Raw genomic sequence first — 18,273 nt, forward strand, 5'->3', positions numbered from 1 at the left:
CTCCTCACTGCCCGCGCTGAAACGCGGGTTGCATTAGGTCATACGGGGCCTGCCAATTGGGCAGGGCTTTGATGCGGTCTAACCACGCGACAATATTGGGGTATTGCGCGACATCGACACCGCAGGTCTCTGGGTAATACAGATAAGAACACAGGCTGATATCTGCATTGGTGACGTTACGGCCCACCACAAAGTCACGTCCCGTCAAATGGGTATCCAGCACCGCCATGGCGGATTTGATCCGGCCCTGATTGAATGCAATCACTTCGGCGGGGCGGTGTTTTTCGGACAGGAAATTTAACAGAAACCGGGTCATGCCGATCATGGCACTGAACTTGTGATTATCCCATAGAATCCAGCGCAAAACTTCGCGTTTGTCATCGGCTGTTTCGCCGCCAAATTTGCCGGTTTTGTCAGACAGATAATCCAGAATGACCCCGGATTGGGACAACGTGTGATCGCCATCTACCAAAACCGGGCATTCGCCCATTTCGTTGATATTTTCCTTATAATCGTCGCTGCGGGCGGCACCGTTGAAAAAATCAACATGCTCGGCCTGCCATTTTGTACCGGATAGGGTCAGCGCTAGGGCGACTTTGTAGGAATGGCCGCTTTCTCCAAAACAATAGAGTTTCATCATTGAATAACCTTTGAGCTGAGAAATGATTTTAGGCAGCGCGGCTGAGGATGTAGGCCACCAAAGCGTGATAAACGCGGTGTGGATCGCGGGCCCGATGCTGCTTTCTGGGCGGTGTACTCAGTAGAAATCATCGTTTGCGGGCCTCCAGCTCGGAATTAAAGGCGCGCAATTTGATGCCAAAGGTTTCTTCGTCCAGAATGCTGTCGAAGTTTTCGAACAGAAATGACAGGGCTTCGCCTTCGTCCAGACCGGCCTCTTGGGAAAAACGGCGCAGGCGACGATAGCCATCTTCGGTCATGGCGACCGGAAAGCGGCGGGTGAGGCGGAAACGTTTGGGCATTTAGCTCTCCTTTGGGTGTGTTGGGCGCGGGATGCGCCCAACAACCAGAAGCTTAAAAGCTCTCGGCGTCTAGGGCCATAACGGTGTCTGCCCCGGTTTCGATCCGGGCCAGATGCATGGCGCAGGCGGGCAATTGGCGGGCCATATAGAATTTACCCGTGGCGATTTTGGTTTCGTAGAATTCACGATCCGACGCCCCATTATCCAGCGCGGTTTGGGCGGCTTTGGCCATTTTTGCCCACATTAGGCCCAGCGTGACATGACCCATCATGTGCATGAAATCATAGGACCCAGACAGCGCATTGTTGGGGTTTTTCATGCCGTTTTGCATGAAATACATTCCCGCCGCCTGCAGCGCTTTGGATGCGTCTTTCAGCGGGTTGATGAACGCCTGATCAAAGTCATCGTCGCCGGAATTGTCTTTGATCCAGGTTTTGATCATGTCGAAATAGGCCATGACATGTTTGCCGCCATCGGTGGCCAGTTTGCGACCAACCAGATCCAGTGCCTGCACGCCATTGGCGCCTTCGTAGATTTGGGTGATCCGGGCATCGCGGGCAAATTGGGACATGCCAAATTCCTCGATATAGCCATGTCCACCGAACACTTGTTGGGCGGCGACGGCGTATTCGAACCCTTTGTCGGTCATAAAGCCTTTGATCACGGGGGTGAGCAGGGAAATCAGGCCTTCGGCATCTGCATCCTTGGCCCGGTGGCCAGCATCAATTTGTTGCGCGCCCCAATAAAGAAAGGCCCGCGCGCCTTCGACAAAGCTTTTCTGTTCCATCAGGTTGCGGCGGATATCGGGGTGAACAATCAACGGATCGGCCGGACCATCGGGGTTTTTCACGCCGGTCACATCGCGGCCCTGCAGGCGGTCCTTGGCATAGATCACGGCGTTCTGATAGGCGGCTTCGGCTTGGGCCATGCCCTGCATGCCGACGCCCAGACGCGCTTCGTTCATCATGGTGAACATGGCGCGCATGCCTTTGTGCATATCCCCCAGCAGAAACCCTTTGGCGTCGTCATAGTTCATCACGCAGGTGGAATTGCCGTGAATGCCCATTTTCTCTTCGATTTTACCGACGGATACGCCGTTACGGTGGCCCACAGTGCCATCATCGTTGATGTTGAATTTGGGCACGATGAACAGCGACACACCTTTGATGCCGTCGGGGCCACCGGGGATTTTGGCCAGCACCAGATGGATGACATTTTCGGACATGTCGTGATCGCCCGCAGAAATAAAGATTTTCTGACCGCTGATTTTATATGACCCGTCATCCTGAGGTTCCGCTTTGGTGCGCATCAGGCCCAGATCGGTGCCGCAATGGGGTTCGGTCAGGTTCATGGTGCCGGTCCATTCGCAGGACGTCATATTAGGCACATAGGTGGCTTTTTGTGCGTCGGTTCCGTGGACCAAAATTGCCGACACCGCGCCATGCGTCAGGCCCTGATACATGGAAAACGCCTGATTGGAGCCGCTGAACATTTCCATCACCGCCGTGGCCATCACATATGGCATGTTCTGGCCGCCGAACTCTTCGGGCAGGTCCAGACCTGTCCATCCGCCTTCTTTGACTTGCTCAAATGCATCCTTGAACCCGGTGGGCGTATAGACAATGCCGTTTTCCAACCGGCAGCCTTCGGTATCGCCAACGATATTCAACGGCGCCAAAACCTGAGAGGTCAGCTTGCCCGCTTCTTCTAGGATCGCCGAGGTGAAATCCGCCTCTAGATCGCTATATCCGGGGATATCGCTTTGGCTGATCTGCAACAATTCGTGCAACACAAATTGCATGTCTTTAACGGGTGCGGTGTAGCTCGGCATGTGGGCCTCCTCGGTGGTGTTCAACGGCGGACGCTGTGACGTCGCGCCTAGACTGTTTGCAAATCAGAGAGCCGCTTGGCGCCCCAATCCATCTGTTCTTCGAGCTCGGTAATGGCTTCGGACAGCTCATCACGTTGCGCTTTCATTTCGGCCAGATGTGTTTTGGCCAGTTCAAATGTGCGGGCCAGCTGTGTCGCTTGCTGATCGCCCATATCGTATAGGTCCAAGAGTTGGCGGATCTCTTCGAGGCTGAAGCCAAAGCGCTTTCCTCTTAAGATCAGTTTAAGCCGGGCGCGATCGCGTTTGGTGAACAGGCGTTTCTGGCCTTCCCGAATGGGAAACAACAGCTCCTTTGCTTCGTAAAAGCGCAGGGTGCGTGGTGTCACATCAAAAGCGTCGCACATTTCTCGGATCGTTAGCGTTGCGGTGGTCATCCCTCGTCCTTTCGCGTGTTGTGCGTGATGCACCTAAATGAGGGGCGTTGTTCTATTCATACAAGAACAGGTGACGTTAACGTAAATGTAACGCCGCGTCATTTTTTAGCTGACGAAAGGTCAGGAAAGGTGACGCCGCGGCAAGCGCAAGAAAGTTACCTAAGGAGAGGTCGTAAATCCGCGGGCCATTCAAATCCGACGCCGCAATCCGTCAAAGAGAATCAGGCCGTGCGTTAGCCCAGCTCAGTGGCCACCTGATCGCGCATATTGCGCAATTCTTCGATGGTTTCGTTCAGATTGCGGCGCTGATCTTCGAGTTCGACCAATTGCGTGCTGGCCATATCGACCCAAGCCTGCATCTGGGCTTCGGTGCCTTGGTGTTCATAGATCAATAGCCATTGGCGGATGTCTTCTAGGGAAAATCCCCAGCGGCGCCCGCGCAGGATCAAGGTCATCCGCGCCAGTTCTTTGCTGCCATAAAACCGTGACCGGCCTTCCTTTTCGGGGGAAAGCAGTTCGATATATTCATAATAGCGTAATGTGCGCGGGGTCACGTCGTACTTGGCGCACATTTCTTTGAATGACAATCTGGTGGTATCGGTCATGGATTGCTCCCTTATTGCGAATCCTAGCGCGTGTGCGCAGGACGAGCAACAGGATCAATTCATGAACGCAGGGGCAAAGAAGTAGAACCCATATGCCAGAACCAATGCAGGCACAGCCGAGATAAGAGTGGCCCAGAATGCAGCTTTGGGGTTGAGGGCGATGGCCGGGAACAGCGCGTCGCCATCATTGGAAATCGCATTCCCCAGCAGGGCAGAAAACGGGATCAAGCCATTGATATACAGCGTTGCGACCAAAACCTGCGGTCCGCAGCCGGGGACAAACCCAATCACAATCGCAATCAATGGCAGCAACGGCGCGACGGACTGAAACATCGTTTCCAGGTCCAGCCCGGCATAGGCGGCCAGATAATCATAGGCCAGATAGGCCCCAATCACCCAGATTGAGATAAACGACGTTTCTTCGGTCATCCGGGTTAGGGTACTGTCCTTTTGGTTGGTCATCGCCTGCAGGATGGATGTGGACCACACGATTAACCCAACAGCCGTGCCCGCTAACCCAACAATGGTGGGCAAAACACCGTAAATTTCAAAGATATCTTTGCCTAAAATCTGGGTCACTCCGATCACCAAACCGGGAACGGCAAAGGCAAAATAAGCGTAGTCTTTGATCCGGGTTTTGCCGATCTGGGGGGCCAATTCGCAATGTTGTGACGGGTCTGCGTCAAATTTGCCGCGTGACAAGATATCCACGATCCAGCCCGACAGGATGCCAACCGCAAAGGACAAAGGCAGCACAACCGCCGCCGCATCGGGCCGCACCGCGATCAGCAGAAACGCCGCATCGCCCATGGTTGCCGTCAACGTGGCCACAACCGCGCCAAACCCAACATGACCGGATGAATAGGCCGCAACGACCACAACTGCACCACCGCAGCCCGGCGTCGCCCCCATGAGGGATGCAATCGGCACCTGCCAGCCTTTGGAATTTTCCAGTGCCGTGCCGATGTCAAATTTGAACAATTTTTCCGCGCCGTAAAACAACAGCAACGTCGCCGCAACAAAAGAGGACACCTGAACATAGGCATCCACCATCAATTCGCGGGTCAGCGTGCCCAGCCCACCGGGAAAGATGGCCAGCGCCAACAGAGCAAGCACAACCAGCAGACGTCGGCCGCGGAACGGGCCGATATTTCCTGGAATCGAAATGGCTTTGGGCGGGTTAATGGTGTTGTCCACGAGGCTCTACCTGCAATTGCGAATTATTCTCATTTGCAGATATACCACTTGCCAACAAAGCTGCAAGTGCCAGTTTGTGTCCAAGGAGAAACGTGATGACTGATTCCGTGCCCAAAGACACAACCAAACTTGCGCGCCAATTCATCGAAGCCATTCCCTATGCGCGGGAATTGGGGATGAACCTAGAAGAGATCAGCGATGGTCGCGCCGTGATATCAATGGCTTACAACAAAGACCTGATCGGTGATCCCGAAAGCGGCGTGATCCATGGCGGTGCGGTTTCTGCGTTGATGGATACCTGCGCCGGGGCGGCCGTAATGTCACATCCCGAAACGCCATTTTCCACAGCGACGCTGGATTTGCGCATTGATTACATGCGATCCGCCACGCCCGGGCACGCCATCACTGCCATTGCGGAATGCTATCACGTGACCCGCACGGTGGCGTTTGTGCGCGCCACCACGCTGGACGAAGACACCGACCGACCCGTCGCCACAGCCACCGGAACCTTTACAATCAGCAGGGGCAAATGATGCGCAAACGTCCTGAACCCGTTCAAGTAATCAAACAGCGTCGCGATGCCGCGCTCAGCAGTCTTGTTTCTGGGGTGCCGTTCATCCGGTTTCTGGGGGTCCAGATTGACCGTCGCGGTGATGAATTAACCGCGGTGCTGCCCTATGATGACAAACTGATCGGCAACCCGATGCTGCCCGCGCTTCATGGCGGCGCGACGGCGGCCTTTTTGGAAATCACTGCGATTATGGAACTGGCTTGGGCCGGTCTGTGGGATGATATCGAAGGCGCTGATGCGGATGTTCACAACGATGATATCCCAACGCCTAGAATGCCCAAAACTATCGATTTTACAGTGGATTACCTGCGATCTGGCCTGCCGCGTGATGCCTATGCCCGTGCCAAGGTGAACCGATCTGGCCGCCGCTATGCCAGCGTGCATGTCGAAGCATGGCAAGACAACCGATCCCGCTTGTTTGCGCAGGCCACCGGTCATTTCCTCATGCCAAGCCGCGAACCCAAAGGGTGACACAAACCGCGACGGACCATCCTCAGGACGATCTGAGCCATCGGCGTGTCCTCACCATTGCCATTCCGATTGTGTTGTCCAACGCCACGGTGCCTATTTTGGGCGCGGTGGATACCGGCGTGGTCGGTCAAATGGGGCAGGCCGTGCCGATTGGCGCGGTGGCCATGGGTGCGATCATCCTGACGTCGATCTACTGGATCTTTGGGTTTTTGCGCATGGGCACGGTTGGATTGACCAGCCAAGCCAAAGGGGCAGGCGACAGCGCCGAAGTGTCCGCATTGTTGTCCCGTGTTCTGATGATCGGTTTTGTGGCGGGGCTGTTGATCCTGCTGTTTCAGGCGGCGTTGTTCACCGCCTATTTCTACATCTCGCCCGCCTCGGCCGAAGTTGAAGATCTGTCGCGGGATTATCTGGCAATTCGGGTCTGGTCCGCCCCCGCCGCGATTGCGCTTTATGGGATCAATGGCTGGCTGATTGCATTGGAAAAAACCAAGTCGGTTTTGGTGCTGCAATTGTGGATGAACGGGCTGAACATCGTGTTGGATCTGGTGTTTGTGCTGAACCTGGGTTGGGGCGTTCAAGGCGTTGCTATCGCGACGTTTTTGGCGGAATGGTCGGGGCTGATCTTGGGCCTTTATCTATGCCGATCCGCCTTTGTTGGTCCGGCCTGGCGTGACGTGGCGCGGGTGTTTGATGTCGCCCGACTTAGGGTCATGGCGCTGGTCAATTCCGACATCCTGATCCGGTCGCTGTTATTGCAGGCAATGTTTGTCAGCTTCTTGTTTTGGGGGGCGAAACTGGGCGATGTGACGCTGGCAGCAAACGAAGTGTTAATGCAATTCCTGCACATCACGGCCTATGCGCTGGACGGGTTTGCCTTTGCCGCGGAAACATTGATTGGCCAAGCCATGGGCGCGCGCCGCCCTGGTTTATTGCGCCGATCCGCCATCATCACATCACAATGGGGCATCGTGTTATGTCTGGCATTATCCGCGGTGTTCTGGGTGATCGGCCCGTGGATGATCGACGTGATGGCCACATCCGCTGAGGTGCGCGAACACGGTCGTATCTATTTGATATATATGATCTTAGCGCCGATATTCGGCTGTGCAGCATGGATGTTGGACGGGATATTTATCGGCGCGACCCGCACACGCGACATGCGCAACATGATGATCATTTCCGCCGTGATTTATTTTGGGATCGCCCCAATTTTAATGCTGTATTGGGGCAATCATGGGCTGTGGATCGCGTTGTTGATCAGCTTTGTGGTGCGCGGGGCCACGCTGGGCCTGCGGTATCGTGCATTGGAAAACGCAGCGCTTCGCCCGGTTTAGACGATGGCTAGAACCGCTTCGGGCGGGCGGCCAATGGCGGCTTTGTCGCCGTTGATCAGGATCGGGCGTTCAATCAGCGCGGAATTGTCGGCCATGGCCTGCAACAGTTCCGCCTCAGATACGTTTGCCAGCCCCGCCTCTTTGAAGGCTGCGTCTTTGGACCGGGTCATTTGCACCAAGGGCAGGTTCAAGGCCACACGCACGGCGTTGATTTCATCCGCACTTGGCGCATCCTTTAGATACAGGCGAATGTCCGGGTTATGGCCGTTATCCTGCAAAAGTTGCAGTGTTTCCCGTGATTTAGAACAACGTGGATTATGCCAAAGGATCATAGCCAATCCCCGCGTCCGGTGCCAACCGCATCCGCAACCGATGCAAATCCATCCCGTTTCAACAACGCATCCAAACCACGCGTGATGTCATCCACCAGCGAAATCCCCCCGTAAACCAGCGCCGTATATAGCTGCACAGCAGAGGCCCCGGCGCGGATTTTTTCATAGGCCTGTTGGGCGCTGCCAACACCGCCGACGCCAATCAAGGGCAGGTCGGTTAGCGTGGACAATTGCGCCAGAACCCGCGTGGATTTTTCGAACAATGGCGCGCCCGATAGGCCGCCTTTTTCCGGTCCGTTTGCAGATTTCAAATCAACGCGATCCAATGTGGTGTTGGTTGCGATGATCGCGGACAGGCCGGTTCGGCTGGCCACGTCGGCGATGTCCTGCAGGTCAGATGGGTCCAAATCGGGGGCGATTTTCAGGAAAATTGGCAGCGGTTTGGCCAGCTTTGAGTTTGCGTCCATGACGCCGGTCAGCAACGCTGATAACGCGGCTTTGCCTTGCAGGTCGCGCAGTTTTTCGGTGTTGGGGGACGACACATTGACCGTTGCGAAATCCAAATAGTCGCCGCAATGGGCCAGCACACGGGCGAAATCGTCGGCGCGGTCATCGCTGTCTTTGTTTGCCCCCAGGTTCAGGCCAATCACGCCGCCAGAAGGGCGTGCTGACAATTTGTCGGCCACGGCTTCCATCCCTTTGTTATTAAACCCAAACCTGTTGATCGCTGCGCGATCTTCGGTCAGGCGGAACAGGCGGGGTTTCGGGTTGCCCGGCTGTGGGCGTGGGGTGGCAGCGCCGACCTCAACAAAGCCAAATCCGCAGCGGGCCAGCGGGTGCAATGCCTCGGCGTTTTTGTCAAACCCAGCGGCCAGCCCAACCGGATTGGGCAGATCCAGACCGGCAATCGAACAGGCCAAACGCGGGCTGGTAAATGGCCCGGATTTGGGGCCCAATCCTGCGCGCAACGCGGTCAGCGCCGCGCCATGGGCGGCTTCGGGGTCCATTTTATGCATTGCGGCCATGCCGATGCGTTCCAAAACCTTCATGTCAGATCCCCAAACACATGTGCGCCATTTTCAAACGGCAAATCCCGGCACCACACCACATCCGCCATGGTCAATGACGGTCGATAAAGATGCGGAAACAGCGCATCGCCACGCGATTTTTCCCATTTCAGATCAGCGCCAAACCCATCCGCGTCACATGCGGCCAGTTTCAATCCGGTCTGAGCGGTGAAATGTTTGGCGGCCGTTTCAGCGGCCTGATTTGCATCGGAAAAATGGATATACCCGTCGATCAGGTCGATTGGGGCACCGTCAAAGTGGCCATCCGCCTGAAATTGGGCCCATTGCGGGGCGGTCAGGATCTTGTAAATAAGCATGGCTTCACATGCAGTTTCCTGTCCATGCGGTCAAGCGCCGTGCCCGGTAATTCGTCTAAAGCCACATCAAAATCAGCACCATTTCTGACGTCTTGGATCAGTTTATATAGCCCAGAGCACCCGGATTGATCGATGATATCGGTCACCAAACCCAATGACGCGCCATAAACCTGCGGCCAGTTTTCGCGCGTCACAACCGCACCCCAATCGCGCCACGTGTGTAAATCTGTGGTCCAGATCGCTTCCCCGACGGTCTGCGGGATCATCAGCCGGGAATCTGCCGAAATAAACGATGCCAGACCTTCGTCGAACCACATGGGATAAATCGGGTCGAAATAATCAACCCATGACCCAAATCCATGCAATTCCGCATGGGCGCGTTCATGGGTGACAATCATCGGGTTAATCCCCTGCGGTGACAGTAAAATGAACCGATCCCTCAGCGTTAAGCCAGAGGTGTGGATGCCAAAATCATCCGCGCATTCGACGGAATAGCAAAAAAGGAATGTCGGCGTTGCCTCTAACGGACCAAAGAACGCGCGATTGGTTCTGTCGGCCTGTGCGATCAAATCCAACGCCTGAGCGCTGCGGGAAACGTCGTCGATAAACAGGTTTGGCTGCACTTGGGTCAGGCCAAATAACTGAGGCGTTAAGGCGCGATGTTGGCCGGGCAGGGCAAAATACATCAGCCCTGCCGCGATGCTGATCAGGGTGAGTCCCCTAAAAATCCGATTCAGGCTGTGCATATTAACCTCGCTTACCCAGCGTCACATTTGGGTATTTCTGCTTTGTTTTCAAGCGTCACGCTATTGTCACGCAGCAAAGTTAGGCCCAATGCCGAAGGATAACTTTGACTAAACGGCAAACCGTTGCCACTGTGAACCGGTCTAACGAGGGAGACACGAAAATGATTGCCCGTATTTTAACAACAACATGTGCTTTGGCCCTAACAGCAGGCGCTGCCGCCGCTGATTATTCGCTGACCATTCTGCACACCAACGATTTCCATGCCCGGTTTGAGCCGATTTCGAAATACGATTCGGGATGTTCATCCGAAGACAACGCCGCCGGCGAATGTTTTGGGGGCACGGCCCGTCTGACCACCGCACTAGAAGAGGCGCGCGCGCGCAGCAACAATTCCATCCTTGTGGATGGCGGTGACCAATTCCAGGGCACGCTGTTTTACACCTATTACAAAGGCGCGATGGCTGCTGAGTTCATGAACCAGCTGGGCTATGACGCAATGACCGTGGGCAACCACGAATTCGACGACGGACCAGAAGTGCTGCGCGGATTTGTCGACAGCGTTGATTTCCCGGTTCTGATGTCCAACGCCGATTATTCCGGCGAAGCGTTGCTGGCCGATGCGATTCAGAAATCCGTGATTATTGAACGGGGCGGCGAAGAACTGGGCCTGATTGGTTTGACACCACAAAACACCGATGAGCTGGCAAGCCCGGGACCCAACGTGATCTTTACCGATCCATCTGAGGCCGTTCAGCAAGAGGTCGATCGTCTGACTGCCGAAGGTGTGAACAAAATTATTGTGCTTTCTCATTCCGGTTATGCTGTGGATCAGCAGGTGGCTGCGAACACCACCGGTGTCGACGTGATCGTGGGCGGGCATTCTAATACGTTGCTGTCCAACACCAATGACCGTGCCGAAGGTCCGTATCCAACCATGGTTGGTGATACGGCGATCATTTCTGCCTATGCCTATGGGAAATTCCTGGGCGAGTTGAACGTCACATTTGATGATGAGGGTGTCATCACCGAAGCCGCGGGTGAACCGCTTGTGATGGATGGCAACGTCACCGAAAACGAAGCCGTGGTGGCGCGGATCGCAGAACTGGCGGCCCCATTGGAAGAAATCCGCAACCGCGTGGTGGCTGAATCCGGCGATGCAATCGAAGGCGACCGGTCGGTCTGTCGTGCGATGGAATGCCCGATGGGCAACCTGATCGCCGATGCGATGCTGGCCCGTGTGGCTGACCAAGGCGTGTCGATTGCCATCCAAAACGGCGGCGGCATTCGTGCATCGATTGATGCAGGCGAAGTGACCATGGGCGAAGTTCTGACGGTGCTGCCGTTCCAGAACACATTGTCCACCTTCGAGGTGACCGGCGAACAGGTTGTGGTCGCGCTTGAAAATGGTGTGTCCCAGATCGAAGAAGGCGCCGGGCGGTTCCCGCAGGTTGCAGGCATTACGTTCACCGTTGATCCCGCAGCCCAAGCAGGCGCGCGGATTTCTGATGTGATGGTCGGCGGCGAAGCCATCGATCCTGCCAAAGTTTACGGGGTTGTGTCCAACAATTACGTGCGCAATGGCGGCGACGGCTACGACGTGTTTGAAAGCGCGATGAACGCCTATGACTTTGGGCCGGATCTGGCCGATGTCACAGCGGAATTCATGGCGGAAATGGGCCCCTATCAGCCCTATACAGACGGCCGTATCACGCTGAAATAAGCTGTTTCAAAGTGCGATCAAATTCCCCGGCAAGTGTCTATCTTGTCGGGGTTTTTTCATTTAAAGCAAGAATATGAATACCGATTTCAGAGCCAAAGCCATTGCCATTTGTGACGCCAAAATCGCCCAGAAAGGCGACAATGTTGGCCTGTCTTTTTATGCGTTTTTCAAAAACAAAAACGACGATCCGGTGACGCTGATGCAGGTGGCGCAATGGTGGATTGAAACCCATCAATTGGATCACTTTGAAAAAGCATTCAAAATCCGCGCGATGCTGGCGGATGGGGTGTGACCAAAGGGCGATTTGATCCCGCCGCTTGGTCTGTTAAAATAGGGCATGGACCATCCATTGATTGATCTGATTTCAGCTAAAATTCGCGCAGCCGAGGCGGCGGGTGAATTTGACAATCTGCCCGGCGCAGGCAAACCATTGCCGCCCTCAGATGATCCAAAAAACGCGCTGTTCCATCGTTTGATGAAAGAAAACGGGGCCACGCCCGAATTTGTGTCGCTGTCGCGGGAATTGGCCAAGTTGCGGGCCGAATTGAACGACACGGATGACCGCACCAAACGCCGCGAGATCATGAAAAACATGTCGATGATGGAGGCCAAAATAGATATGGCCCGCAAGGCGTATCGCTAAATTTTGGCGCGCTAGAACCTGATTCATATCAAGGGCACGCTAGCTATCATCCGCTAAAACATAGCAATTGTTGTGCTATGCACAGGAGCGTAATCATGCCAGCCCCCGCATTTCGAACCCAAGGCATCAAGAAAATCTATGGCGAAGGCGACGCTGCCGTGCATGCGTTGCGCGGCGTGGATTTGGTGGTGCCGCAGGGCGAAATCGTTGTGCTGTTGGGCGCGTCTGGATCGGGCAAATCCACGTTGTTGAATATCCTCGGCGGGCTGGATCAACCCAGTATCGGTCAGGCATGGTTTCAGGATGTTGAACTGAGCGCGATGAGCGATGCACAGCTGACCCAATATCGGCGCGACCATGTTGGGTTTGTGTTTCAGTTCTACAATTTAATGCCTTCGCTGACGGCGCGTGAAAATGTCGAATTGGTCACCGAAATTGCCCGCGATCCGATGGACCCTGATCAGGCGTTGGGGCTGGTGGGTCTGTCTCAGCGGGTTGATCATTTTCCGGCGCAATTGTCGGGTGGGGAACAACAAAGGGTCGCCATCGCACGCGCCATCGCCAAACAGCCGACCGTGTTGTTTTGCGACGAACCAACCGGCGCGCTAGACAGTAAAACCGGCCGCGACGTGTTAGAGGTGCTGAAATGCACCAATGAAACCTTGGGGACGACCATCATGATCGTGACCCATGCCGCAGCCACAGCGGCCATGGCGGATCGGGTCATACACTTTGCGGATGGTAAAATCCGACAGGTGGTCGTGAACGCCGAAAAAACCGACCCCAAGGACATCCATTGGTAAGTCCGCTGACCCATAAATTGCTGCGTGATCTATGGCGCATGAAAGGCCAAGCCATCGCCATTGGTCTGGTCATTGCCGTTGGCGTCGCCCTACAAGTGATGATGAGCGGGGTGTATAATTCGGTCGAAGAAACCCGCCGCGCCTATTATGAACGCTATCGTCTGGCGGATATGTTTGCCCCGGTGATGCGGGCGCCGGATCGGCTGATTGCGGGCATGTCAGAAATTGCTGGTGTGGCAGGGGCCCAAGGCCGCGTGACAGGGGCGGCCCTGATCGACATTCCCGGCCAGCCGGTCCCGGTTCAGGCGCGCGCTGTGTCCCTGCCTGACCACGGCGCGCCACGGCTTAACGATGTGTATCTGACCGATGGCCGGTTGCTAAACCCTAGTCATAGCGACGAAATCCTGTTGCTTGAAAGTTTTGCAAACGCCCATGACCTGTCCCCCGGCGACACGTTGCGCGCCACCATGAACGGGGCACAGCGCGCGTTTGTGGTTGTCGGCTTGGCACAATCGCCAGAGTTTTTATACACAACGGCCCCCGGTGAAATGGTCCCCGATGATGCCCGGTTTGGTGTCATCTGGATGAGCAGATCCGCGCTGTCCGCTGCCTATGACATGCAGGGTGCGTTTAACGAAATGTTGCTGTCTTTGACGCGCGGTGCAGATGAACAGGCGGTGATGGCTGCGGTGGATGATGTGCTGGACCCTTATGGCGGGCAGGGCGCCTATGGGGTGGCGGATCAGTTTTCCAACATGTTCATTCAAAACGAACTGACCCAGTTGGAACAAAACGCCACTTGGGTTCCGCCGGTGTTTTTGGCCGTGGCGGCGTTTCTGCTCAACATTGTCATCACCCGCATGGTGCAGGCCGAACGCGAAGAAATCGGATTAATGAAGGCGTTTGGCTACACAAATTGGGAAGTTGGGTCCCATTATTTCAAGCTGATCCTCACCATCGCCATCGGAGGGGCCTTGGCGGGTTGTTTGCTGGGTATTGCGGGCGGGCGCGGCATGGTCGAGCAGTACCTGATCTATTTCAAATTCCCGTTTTTGGTGTTTCAACTTGATCCGCGATCCTTTGTGATTGGCGTCTCTGTGTCGGTATTGGCCGCCTCTGCTGGGGGGATTTTGGTGCTGCGGCAGGTTTTTGCGTTGACCCCGTCTCAGGCGATGCGCCCACCTGCGCCGCCGGATTATTCCCGATCCTCAAAGCTAAGCGGCGTTTTAGCGCGCTATCTGGATCAACCCACCCGCATGGTGCTGCGCCGGATCACCCGACAGCCGCTGCGCATGGCGGGGGCGATGTTTGGGATCGCGGCGGGGATGGCGTTATCATCGGGGATGTTGACGATTTTTGCCGCCTTTAACCACACAATTGATCTGACATTCACGGTCGAAAACCGCGCCGACATTTCCGTCGCCTTTGTGCAGCCAGTATCGGATAAAACCCTGTTTGAGCTGCGCAATCATCCGGGCATTCACGCGGTTGAACCGATGCGGTCCGTTTCGGTCGTGCATCACAACGGGCGGTTTTCCGAACGTGGCGCCATTACGGGCCTATCGATGGGGGCGGACCTGTATCGCGCCATTGATGCGAATGAACAGCCCATCGCGCCGCGCAGCGACGGCATTATCCTGTCGACCACTTTGGCGCGCAAATTGGCGATAGAGCCGGGCGATATGTTAACCGTTGAGGTCCGAGAAGGCCGCCAACCCGTGCTGGACCTGCCTGTCGTTGGCATCGCCGAGGCATTCCTGGGCATGCCGGCCTATATGGAAATCGACGCGCTCAGCCGGGCCTTGGGGGAACCGGGGCATGTGTCGGGCGCGTATCTGAGCATCGATGACGCGTTTGCCGACGACATTTATCGCTGGCTAAAGGATCTGCCGGTTGTGGCCGGGGTCAGCCCGAATGCACAGGCGCAGGCCGCGTTTGAAAAAATGCTCAACGAAGGGGCAGGGGCCGTGCGTTATGTGATGGGGACGATGGCGTTTATCATCACATTTGGCATTGTCTATAACGCCGCGCGCATCGCCTATGCGGAACGGGCCCGCGATCTGGCCTCTTTGCGGGTGATCGGGTTTACCAAAGGCGAAGCCGCCTTTGTTTTGCTGGGCGAATTGGGCTTGGTGACCGCGATGGCCCTGCCGATTGGGGCCTTGGGCGGGCATTACCTGTCGTTGTTATTGGCGCGCGCCTTTTCGGGGGATTTGTTCCACATTCCGGTGCTGTTCAGCCCAGAAAGTCTGGGATTTGCAGGGCTGGTTGTGATTGTCGCTGCAATTGTATCGGGTGTGTTGGTGAAACGTGATCTGGATCGGGCCGAATTGGTTCTGGCCCTAAAAACACGCGAATAAATGGGGGTTTGAATATGGCCAAGGCGAAAAAACGGTCACGGGCCGTGATGACAATTCTGGTGGTCGGATTGATCGGTGCGGCGCTGACGGCGGCGTTCTGGCCCCGCCCAACCATGGTGGATTTGGGCGAAATCACCCGCGCCCCGATGATGGTCACCATCGACGAAGAGGGGCGCACGCGCGTGCATGACGCCTATATTGTATCCACGCCTGTGGCCGGGCGATTGTTACGCGTGACAGGCTTGCCCGGTGATCCGGTGACGCGCGGCGAAACCGTGGTGGCCAATATGCGTCCGCATAATCCAACGGTGCTGGATGTGCGCACCCGTGAACAGGCTCAGGCGCTGGTTGCCGCCGCGCAGGCCGGGCTTCGGGTGGCGCAGGCCAATTTGAATTCCGCAATGGCCAACAATGACTTAGCGCAATCAGATTTGGACCGAACACGTCAATTGGCTGGGTCTGGCACCGCGTCGCAGGCGGCCTTGGATCGGGCTCAGTCAGCGGCGCGTGCGGCTTTGGCTGCGATCGACACGGCGCAGGCCGCGATTGCCATGCGCGAGGCGGAACTCACCAATGCGCAGGCGCAATTGATTGGGTTTGATGATCAGGGGCTTGCCAATGCGCTGGGCGATGGGGCGCAGGACACGATTGCGCTTTTCTCGCCGATCAATGGCACCATTTTGCGGGTGATCCAACAATCGGAAACCATCCTACCCGCAGGGGCGCCAGTGATGGAAATCGGCAATGTTCAGGCGGACTTAGAGGTGGTCGTCGATCTGATTTCGTCCGATGCCGTCCAAGTGAGCGTGGGGGATCGCGTGATTGTGCAGGATTGGGGCGGGCCGGTTGATCTGTCCGGGGTTGTGCGCCGGATTGATCCCTTTGGGGTGACGAAATATTCGGCGCTCGGCGTAGAAAAGCAACGCGTCAGTGTCGTCATTCACCTAAACAGCGATGTGGCGGATCGCGCCGCGTTGGGCCACGGGTTCCGCGTCGAAGCCCGGATCGTGGTCTGGGAAAATGATAATACGTTAACGATCCCAGCCAGCGCGTTGTTTCGGCATCAGGACGGCTGGGCCACCTTTGTCGTAGAGGATGGAATTGCCCGGCATACCTTTGTTTCCATTGGGAAAATGAACGGGATTTCTGCCCAGGTCCTAGATGGCGTCATGGCTGGTCAAAACGTGGTTCTTTACCCGTCCGCCGGGCTGGTGGATGGCGCAAAAGTGGCGCAACGGGTTGTGGAATAAGGTGCCGCCTGTCTAGGGGTGGTTGCATTCGATCCCCGAGCGCCTAATTAACGCCCATGACCCAGTTTTCGCCCGCCGCCCCGACCCGCGACCCGTTAGAGGCCATATTGCTGTCTGGCGGTGGTGTGTTGGCCGTGATCACCGGTGTCGATGGCCCCTCCTATCGCCCATTGGGGGCGATGATGGCCTTTTTGCCCGATGGCACCCGCGCCGGGACCCTGTCATCGGGATGCATCGAGGCCGACCTTGCTATCCATGCACAAAATGCCACGGCGGAAAATGCAACTAAAACAGTGCTTTATGGCGTTGGATCGCCGTTTGTGGACATTCAGCTGCCCTGCGGTGGTGGGTTGCAGATTACCCTGATCCCGCGGCCCGATTTATCAGCGATAAACGATATCCAAACCGCGCGCAGTGGTCGTATTTCAACGGCGCTGGCCCTGAACGCACAAACCGGCACGATGTCCGCCAGCGACCATGCGCAAACCGGCTGGGACGGTGATGTTTTTAACGTCCACTTCCCGCCACAGCTCAAGTTTCTGGTCTTTGGCAAAGGTCCAGAAGCCAGCACTTTTTCCGGGTTGGTGCAATCTGCGGGATATCCAATTGTGCTGCTGTCCCAAGATGACGAAACCCTGCAATTTGGACATGATATTGGGGTGCAGACCCGCCACCTGACCCGCCCCCATATTCCGGCAGATATGACCATCGATGATCAATGCGCTGTCATTCTGTTTTTTCACGATCACGATTGGGAACCCCAAATATTAAAGGACGCTTTGACAACGCCCGCCTTTTATATCGGGTCCCAAGGCAGCCAGCGTGCACGTGATAACAGATTGAAAACGCTTCTAGAAATGGGGGTTTCGAAAGCTGATCTGGACCGTTTGTTTGGTCCCGTTGGGCTGATCCCATCGGTTCGCGATCCCCGCACACTTGCCGTGTCCGTGCTGGCCGAAATTCTGAAAAATGCGGGCGCGCAATAGGCGGGTTCACGACCTGTCAATCAATTTCCCTTACCCAAGATGCAAATCCAATCGCGGAGGCGCAGATGAAAGGTATTGTTTTTCGGGAATTCATCGATTTTGTCGAAGAAGCGCTCGGCGAGGATGTCGCCGATGACATGATCACGGATGCCAATCCCAGTTCGGGCGGCGCCTATACATCCGTTGGGAAATACGATTGGCAGGAACTGGTTGATATGGTTGTTGCCTTGTCGCACATCACGCAAAAACCGGTCCCTGATTTGGTGGCGTCATTTGGTCATCACCTGTTTGGCCGGTTTTCTGCCCTATATCCCGCCTTTTTTGAGGGGCAAAACGACGTGTTTGCGTTTCTGGAATCCGTCGAAAATCACATACATGTCGAAGTGAAAAAACTGTATCCAGATGCGGAATTGCCAAAACTGGACACCCGACCAGATGGGGACGGGGTGCTGGTCATTCGCTACACGTCCTGCCGTCCGTTTGGGGACCTTTGTGTTGGCATGATCGAAGGTTGCGCTGCACATTTCAATGAAACCGTGTCGATCACGCATACCGCACATGCAGACGGGCTTGATATTCGGATCGTGCGTGAACAGGCCGCCGCGGCATAGTCCAATCTGCT

General features: G+C 55.8%; 21 protein-coding genes. 11 read left to right on the plus strand and 10 right to left on the minus strand.

Annotated elements, in window-relative coordinates; genetic code table 11:
• Positions 1-4: 4 nt before the first annotated feature.
• From AB1F12_RS03815 to AB1F12_RS03840, 6 genes are all read right to left on the minus strand, one after another.
• Complete coding sequence (locus AB1F12_RS03815) at positions 5-637, minus strand: glutathione S-transferase family protein (protein ID WP_368188260.1); 633 nt, start codon at positions 635-637, stop codon at positions 5-7.
• A 130-nt stretch (positions 638-767) separates the two neighbouring features.
• The gene (locus tag AB1F12_RS03820) at positions 768-980 is read right to left on the minus strand and encodes a hypothetical protein (RefSeq protein ID WP_368186700.1); all 213 of its coding nucleotides are present in this window, start codon (positions 978-980) and stop codon (positions 768-770) included.
• 52 nt (positions 981-1,032) lie between these two features.
• Positions 1,033-2,811 carry an acyl-CoA dehydrogenase C-terminal domain-containing protein gene (locus AB1F12_RS03825; RefSeq protein ID WP_368186701.1) on the minus strand — a complete coding sequence of 593 codons (1,779 nt, stop codon included), beginning with the start codon at positions 2,809-2,811 and terminating at the stop codon, positions 1,033-1,035.
• 47 nt (positions 2,812-2,858) lie between these two features.
• Entirely contained in the window at positions 2,859-3,245 is a 387-nt protein-coding gene (locus AB1F12_RS03830; RefSeq protein ID WP_368186702.1) for a MerR family DNA-binding transcriptional regulator, read from the minus strand.
• A 233-nt stretch (positions 3,246-3,478) separates the two neighbouring features.
• Positions 3,479-3,850: a MerR family DNA-binding transcriptional regulator gene (locus AB1F12_RS03835; RefSeq protein ID WP_368186704.1), complete on the minus strand. Its 372-nt coding sequence runs from the start codon at positions 3,848-3,850 to the stop codon at positions 3,479-3,481.
• A gap of 54 nt (positions 3,851-3,904) precedes the next feature.
• A complete protein-coding gene (locus AB1F12_RS03840) occupies positions 3,905-5,047 on the minus strand; it encodes a putative manganese transporter (protein ID WP_368186705.1) in 1,143 nt (380 codons plus the stop codon).
• Between the two features lie 95 nt (positions 5,048-5,142).
• On the opposite strand from AB1F12_RS03840, the gene AB1F12_RS03845 reads away from it, so the two are divergent.
• From AB1F12_RS03845 to AB1F12_RS03855, 3 genes are read left to right on the plus strand one after another with little or no spacing between them, the layout of a single operon-like run.
• Complete coding sequence (locus AB1F12_RS03845) at positions 5,143-5,580, plus strand: PaaI family thioesterase (RefSeq protein ID WP_368186707.1); 438 nt, start codon at positions 5,143-5,145, stop codon at positions 5,578-5,580.
• On the plus strand, positions 5,577-6,089 hold the full coding sequence (locus AB1F12_RS03850) for a PaaI family thioesterase (protein ID WP_368186708.1): 513 nt from the start codon (positions 5,577-5,579) through the stop codon (positions 6,087-6,089). The genes AB1F12_RS03845 and AB1F12_RS03850 overlap by 4 nt, the downstream gene beginning before the upstream one ends.
• Positions 6,086-7,426 (plus strand): MATE family efflux transporter, encoded by a 1,341-nt coding sequence (locus AB1F12_RS03855; protein ID WP_368186710.1) that lies wholly within the window; start codon positions 6,086-6,088, stop codon positions 7,424-7,426. The genes AB1F12_RS03850 and AB1F12_RS03855 overlap by 4 nt, the downstream gene beginning before the upstream one ends.
• On the opposite strand, the gene arsC is transcribed toward AB1F12_RS03855, so the two are convergent.
• From arsC to AB1F12_RS03875, 4 genes are read right to left on the minus strand one after another with little or no spacing between them, the layout of a single operon-like run.
• The gene (gene arsC / locus AB1F12_RS03860; protein WP_368186712.1) at positions 7,423-7,758 is read right to left on the minus strand and encodes an arsenate reductase (glutaredoxin); all 336 of its coding nucleotides are present in this window, start codon (positions 7,756-7,758) and stop codon (positions 7,423-7,425) included. The genes AB1F12_RS03855 and arsC overlap by 4 nt on opposite strands.
• Entirely contained in the window at positions 7,755-8,807 is a 1,053-nt protein-coding gene (locus AB1F12_RS03865; RefSeq protein WP_368186713.1) for a quinone-dependent dihydroorotate dehydrogenase, read from the minus strand. Before AB1F12_RS03865 ends, arsC begins: the two co-directional genes overlap by 4 nt.
• On the minus strand, positions 8,804-9,142 hold the full coding sequence (locus AB1F12_RS03870) for a DUF952 domain-containing protein (RefSeq protein WP_368186715.1): 339 nt from the start codon (positions 9,140-9,142) through the stop codon (positions 8,804-8,806). Before AB1F12_RS03870 ends, AB1F12_RS03865 begins: the two co-directional genes overlap by 4 nt.
• Positions 9,121-9,888, minus strand: a complete 768-nt coding sequence (locus tag AB1F12_RS03875; RefSeq protein ID WP_368186716.1) for a hypothetical protein — start codon at positions 9,886-9,888, stop codon at positions 9,121-9,123. Before AB1F12_RS03875 ends, AB1F12_RS03870 begins: the two co-directional genes overlap by 22 nt.
• A 161-nt stretch (positions 9,889-10,049) precedes the next feature.
• On the opposite strand from AB1F12_RS03875, the gene AB1F12_RS03880 reads away from it, so the two are divergent.
• The 8 genes from AB1F12_RS03880 (at position 10,050) to AB1F12_RS03915 (ending at position 18,262) form a co-directional block, all read left to right on the plus strand.
• Positions 10,050-11,609, plus strand: a complete 1,560-nt coding sequence (locus AB1F12_RS03880) for a bifunctional UDP-sugar hydrolase/5'-nucleotidase (protein ID WP_368186718.1) — start codon at positions 10,050-10,052, stop codon at positions 11,607-11,609.
• A 73-nt stretch (positions 11,610-11,682) separates the two neighbouring features.
• Positions 11,683-11,901 (plus strand): DUF6500 family protein, encoded by a 219-nt coding sequence (locus AB1F12_RS03885; RefSeq protein ID WP_368186720.1) that lies wholly within the window; start codon positions 11,683-11,685, stop codon positions 11,899-11,901.
• Between the two features lie 45 nt (positions 11,902-11,946).
• Positions 11,947-12,252, plus strand: a complete 306-nt coding sequence (locus AB1F12_RS03890) for a DUF1992 domain-containing protein (RefSeq protein ID WP_368186721.1) — start codon at positions 11,947-11,949, stop codon at positions 12,250-12,252.
• A 95-nt stretch (positions 12,253-12,347) separates the two neighbouring features.
• Entirely contained in the window at positions 12,348-13,055 is a 708-nt protein-coding gene (locus tag AB1F12_RS03895; protein WP_368186722.1) for an ABC transporter ATP-binding protein, read from the plus strand.
• Positions 13,049-15,415: an ABC transporter permease gene (locus tag AB1F12_RS03900; RefSeq protein WP_368186724.1), complete on the plus strand. Its 2,367-nt coding sequence runs from the start codon at positions 13,049-13,051 to the stop codon at positions 15,413-15,415. The genes AB1F12_RS03895 and AB1F12_RS03900 overlap by 7 nt, the downstream gene beginning before the upstream one ends.
• 14 nt (positions 15,416-15,429) lie before the next feature.
• Positions 15,430-16,665, plus strand: coding sequence for an efflux RND transporter periplasmic adaptor subunit (locus AB1F12_RS03905; protein WP_368186725.1), 1,236 nt, complete (start codon positions 15,430-15,432; stop codon positions 16,663-16,665).
• A 56-nt stretch (positions 16,666-16,721) separates the two neighbouring features.
• Positions 16,722-17,651, plus strand: coding sequence for an XdhC family protein (locus tag AB1F12_RS03910; protein WP_368186727.1), 930 nt, complete (start codon positions 16,722-16,724; stop codon positions 17,649-17,651).
• Positions 17,652-17,716: 65 nt separating this feature from the next.
• Positions 17,717-18,262, plus strand: a complete 546-nt coding sequence (locus AB1F12_RS03915) for a heme NO-binding domain-containing protein (RefSeq protein WP_368186729.1) — start codon at positions 17,717-17,719, stop codon at positions 18,260-18,262.
• The last annotated feature ends 11 nt before the right edge of the window (positions 18,263-18,273 follow it).

The sequence above is a fragment of the Aestuariibius sp. HNIBRBA575 genome, from assembly GCF_040932005.1.
In the GTDB taxonomy this organism is placed as follows: domain Bacteria; phylum Pseudomonadota; class Alphaproteobacteria; order Rhodobacterales; family Rhodobacteraceae; genus CANLNM01.

What these genes read in the sequence shown, in the direction of transcription:
- AB1F12_RS03905 (WP_368186725.1), top strand. Translation starts at nt 15,430, where the DNA reads ATGGCCAAGGCGAAAAAACGGTCACGGGCCGTGATGACAATTCTGGTG.
- AB1F12_RS03870 (WP_368186715.1), bottom strand. Translation starts at nt 9,142, where the DNA reads ATGCTTATTTACAAGATCCTGACCGCCCCGCAATGGGCCCAATTTCAG.
- AB1F12_RS03835 (WP_368186704.1), bottom strand. Translation starts at nt 3,850, where the DNA reads ATGACCGATACCACCAGATTGTCATTCAAAGAAATGTGCGCCAAGTAC.
- AB1F12_RS03820 (WP_368186700.1), bottom strand. Translation starts at nt 980, where the DNA reads ATGCCCAAACGTTTCCGCCTCACCCGCCGCTTTCCGGTCGCCATGACC.
- AB1F12_RS03880 (WP_368186718.1), top strand. Translation starts at nt 10,050, where the DNA reads ATGATTGCCCGTATTTTAACAACAACATGTGCTTTGGCCCTAACAGCA.
- AB1F12_RS03865 (WP_368186713.1), bottom strand. Translation starts at nt 8,807, where the DNA reads ATGAAGGTTTTGGAACGCATCGGCATGGCCGCAATGCATAAAATGGAC.
- AB1F12_RS03850 (WP_368186708.1), top strand. Translation starts at nt 5,577, where the DNA reads ATGATGCGCAAACGTCCTGAACCCGTTCAAGTAATCAAACAGCGTCGC.
- AB1F12_RS03915 (WP_368186729.1), top strand. Translation starts at nt 17,717, where the DNA reads ATGAAAGGTATTGTTTTTCGGGAATTCATCGATTTTGTCGAAGAAGCG.
- AB1F12_RS03815 (WP_368188260.1), bottom strand. Translation starts at nt 637, where the DNA reads ATGAAACTCTATTGTTTTGGAGAAAGCGGCCATTCCTACAAAGTCGCC.
- AB1F12_RS03825 (WP_368186701.1), bottom strand. Translation starts at nt 2,811, where the DNA reads ATGCCGAGCTACACCGCACCCGTTAAAGACATGCAATTTGTGTTGCAC.
- AB1F12_RS03910 (WP_368186727.1), top strand. Translation starts at nt 16,722, where the DNA reads ATGACCCAGTTTTCGCCCGCCGCCCCGACCCGCGACCCGTTAGAGGCC.
- arsC (WP_368186712.1), bottom strand. Translation starts at nt 7,758, where the DNA reads ATGATCCTTTGGCATAATCCACGTTGTTCTAAATCACGGGAAACACTG.
- AB1F12_RS03830 (WP_368186702.1), bottom strand. Translation starts at nt 3,245, where the DNA reads ATGACCACCGCAACGCTAACGATCCGAGAAATGTGCGACGCTTTTGAT.
- AB1F12_RS03875 (WP_368186716.1), bottom strand. Translation starts at nt 9,888, where the DNA reads ATGCACAGCCTGAATCGGATTTTTAGGGGACTCACCCTGATCAGCATC.
- AB1F12_RS03895 (WP_368186722.1), top strand. Translation starts at nt 12,348, where the DNA reads ATGCCAGCCCCCGCATTTCGAACCCAAGGCATCAAGAAAATCTATGGC.
- AB1F12_RS03890 (WP_368186721.1), top strand. Translation starts at nt 11,947, where the DNA reads ATGGACCATCCATTGATTGATCTGATTTCAGCTAAAATTCGCGCAGCC.
- AB1F12_RS03845 (WP_368186707.1), top strand. Translation starts at nt 5,143, where the DNA reads ATGACTGATTCCGTGCCCAAAGACACAACCAAACTTGCGCGCCAATTC.
- AB1F12_RS03885 (WP_368186720.1), top strand. Translation starts at nt 11,683, where the DNA reads ATGAATACCGATTTCAGAGCCAAAGCCATTGCCATTTGTGACGCCAAA.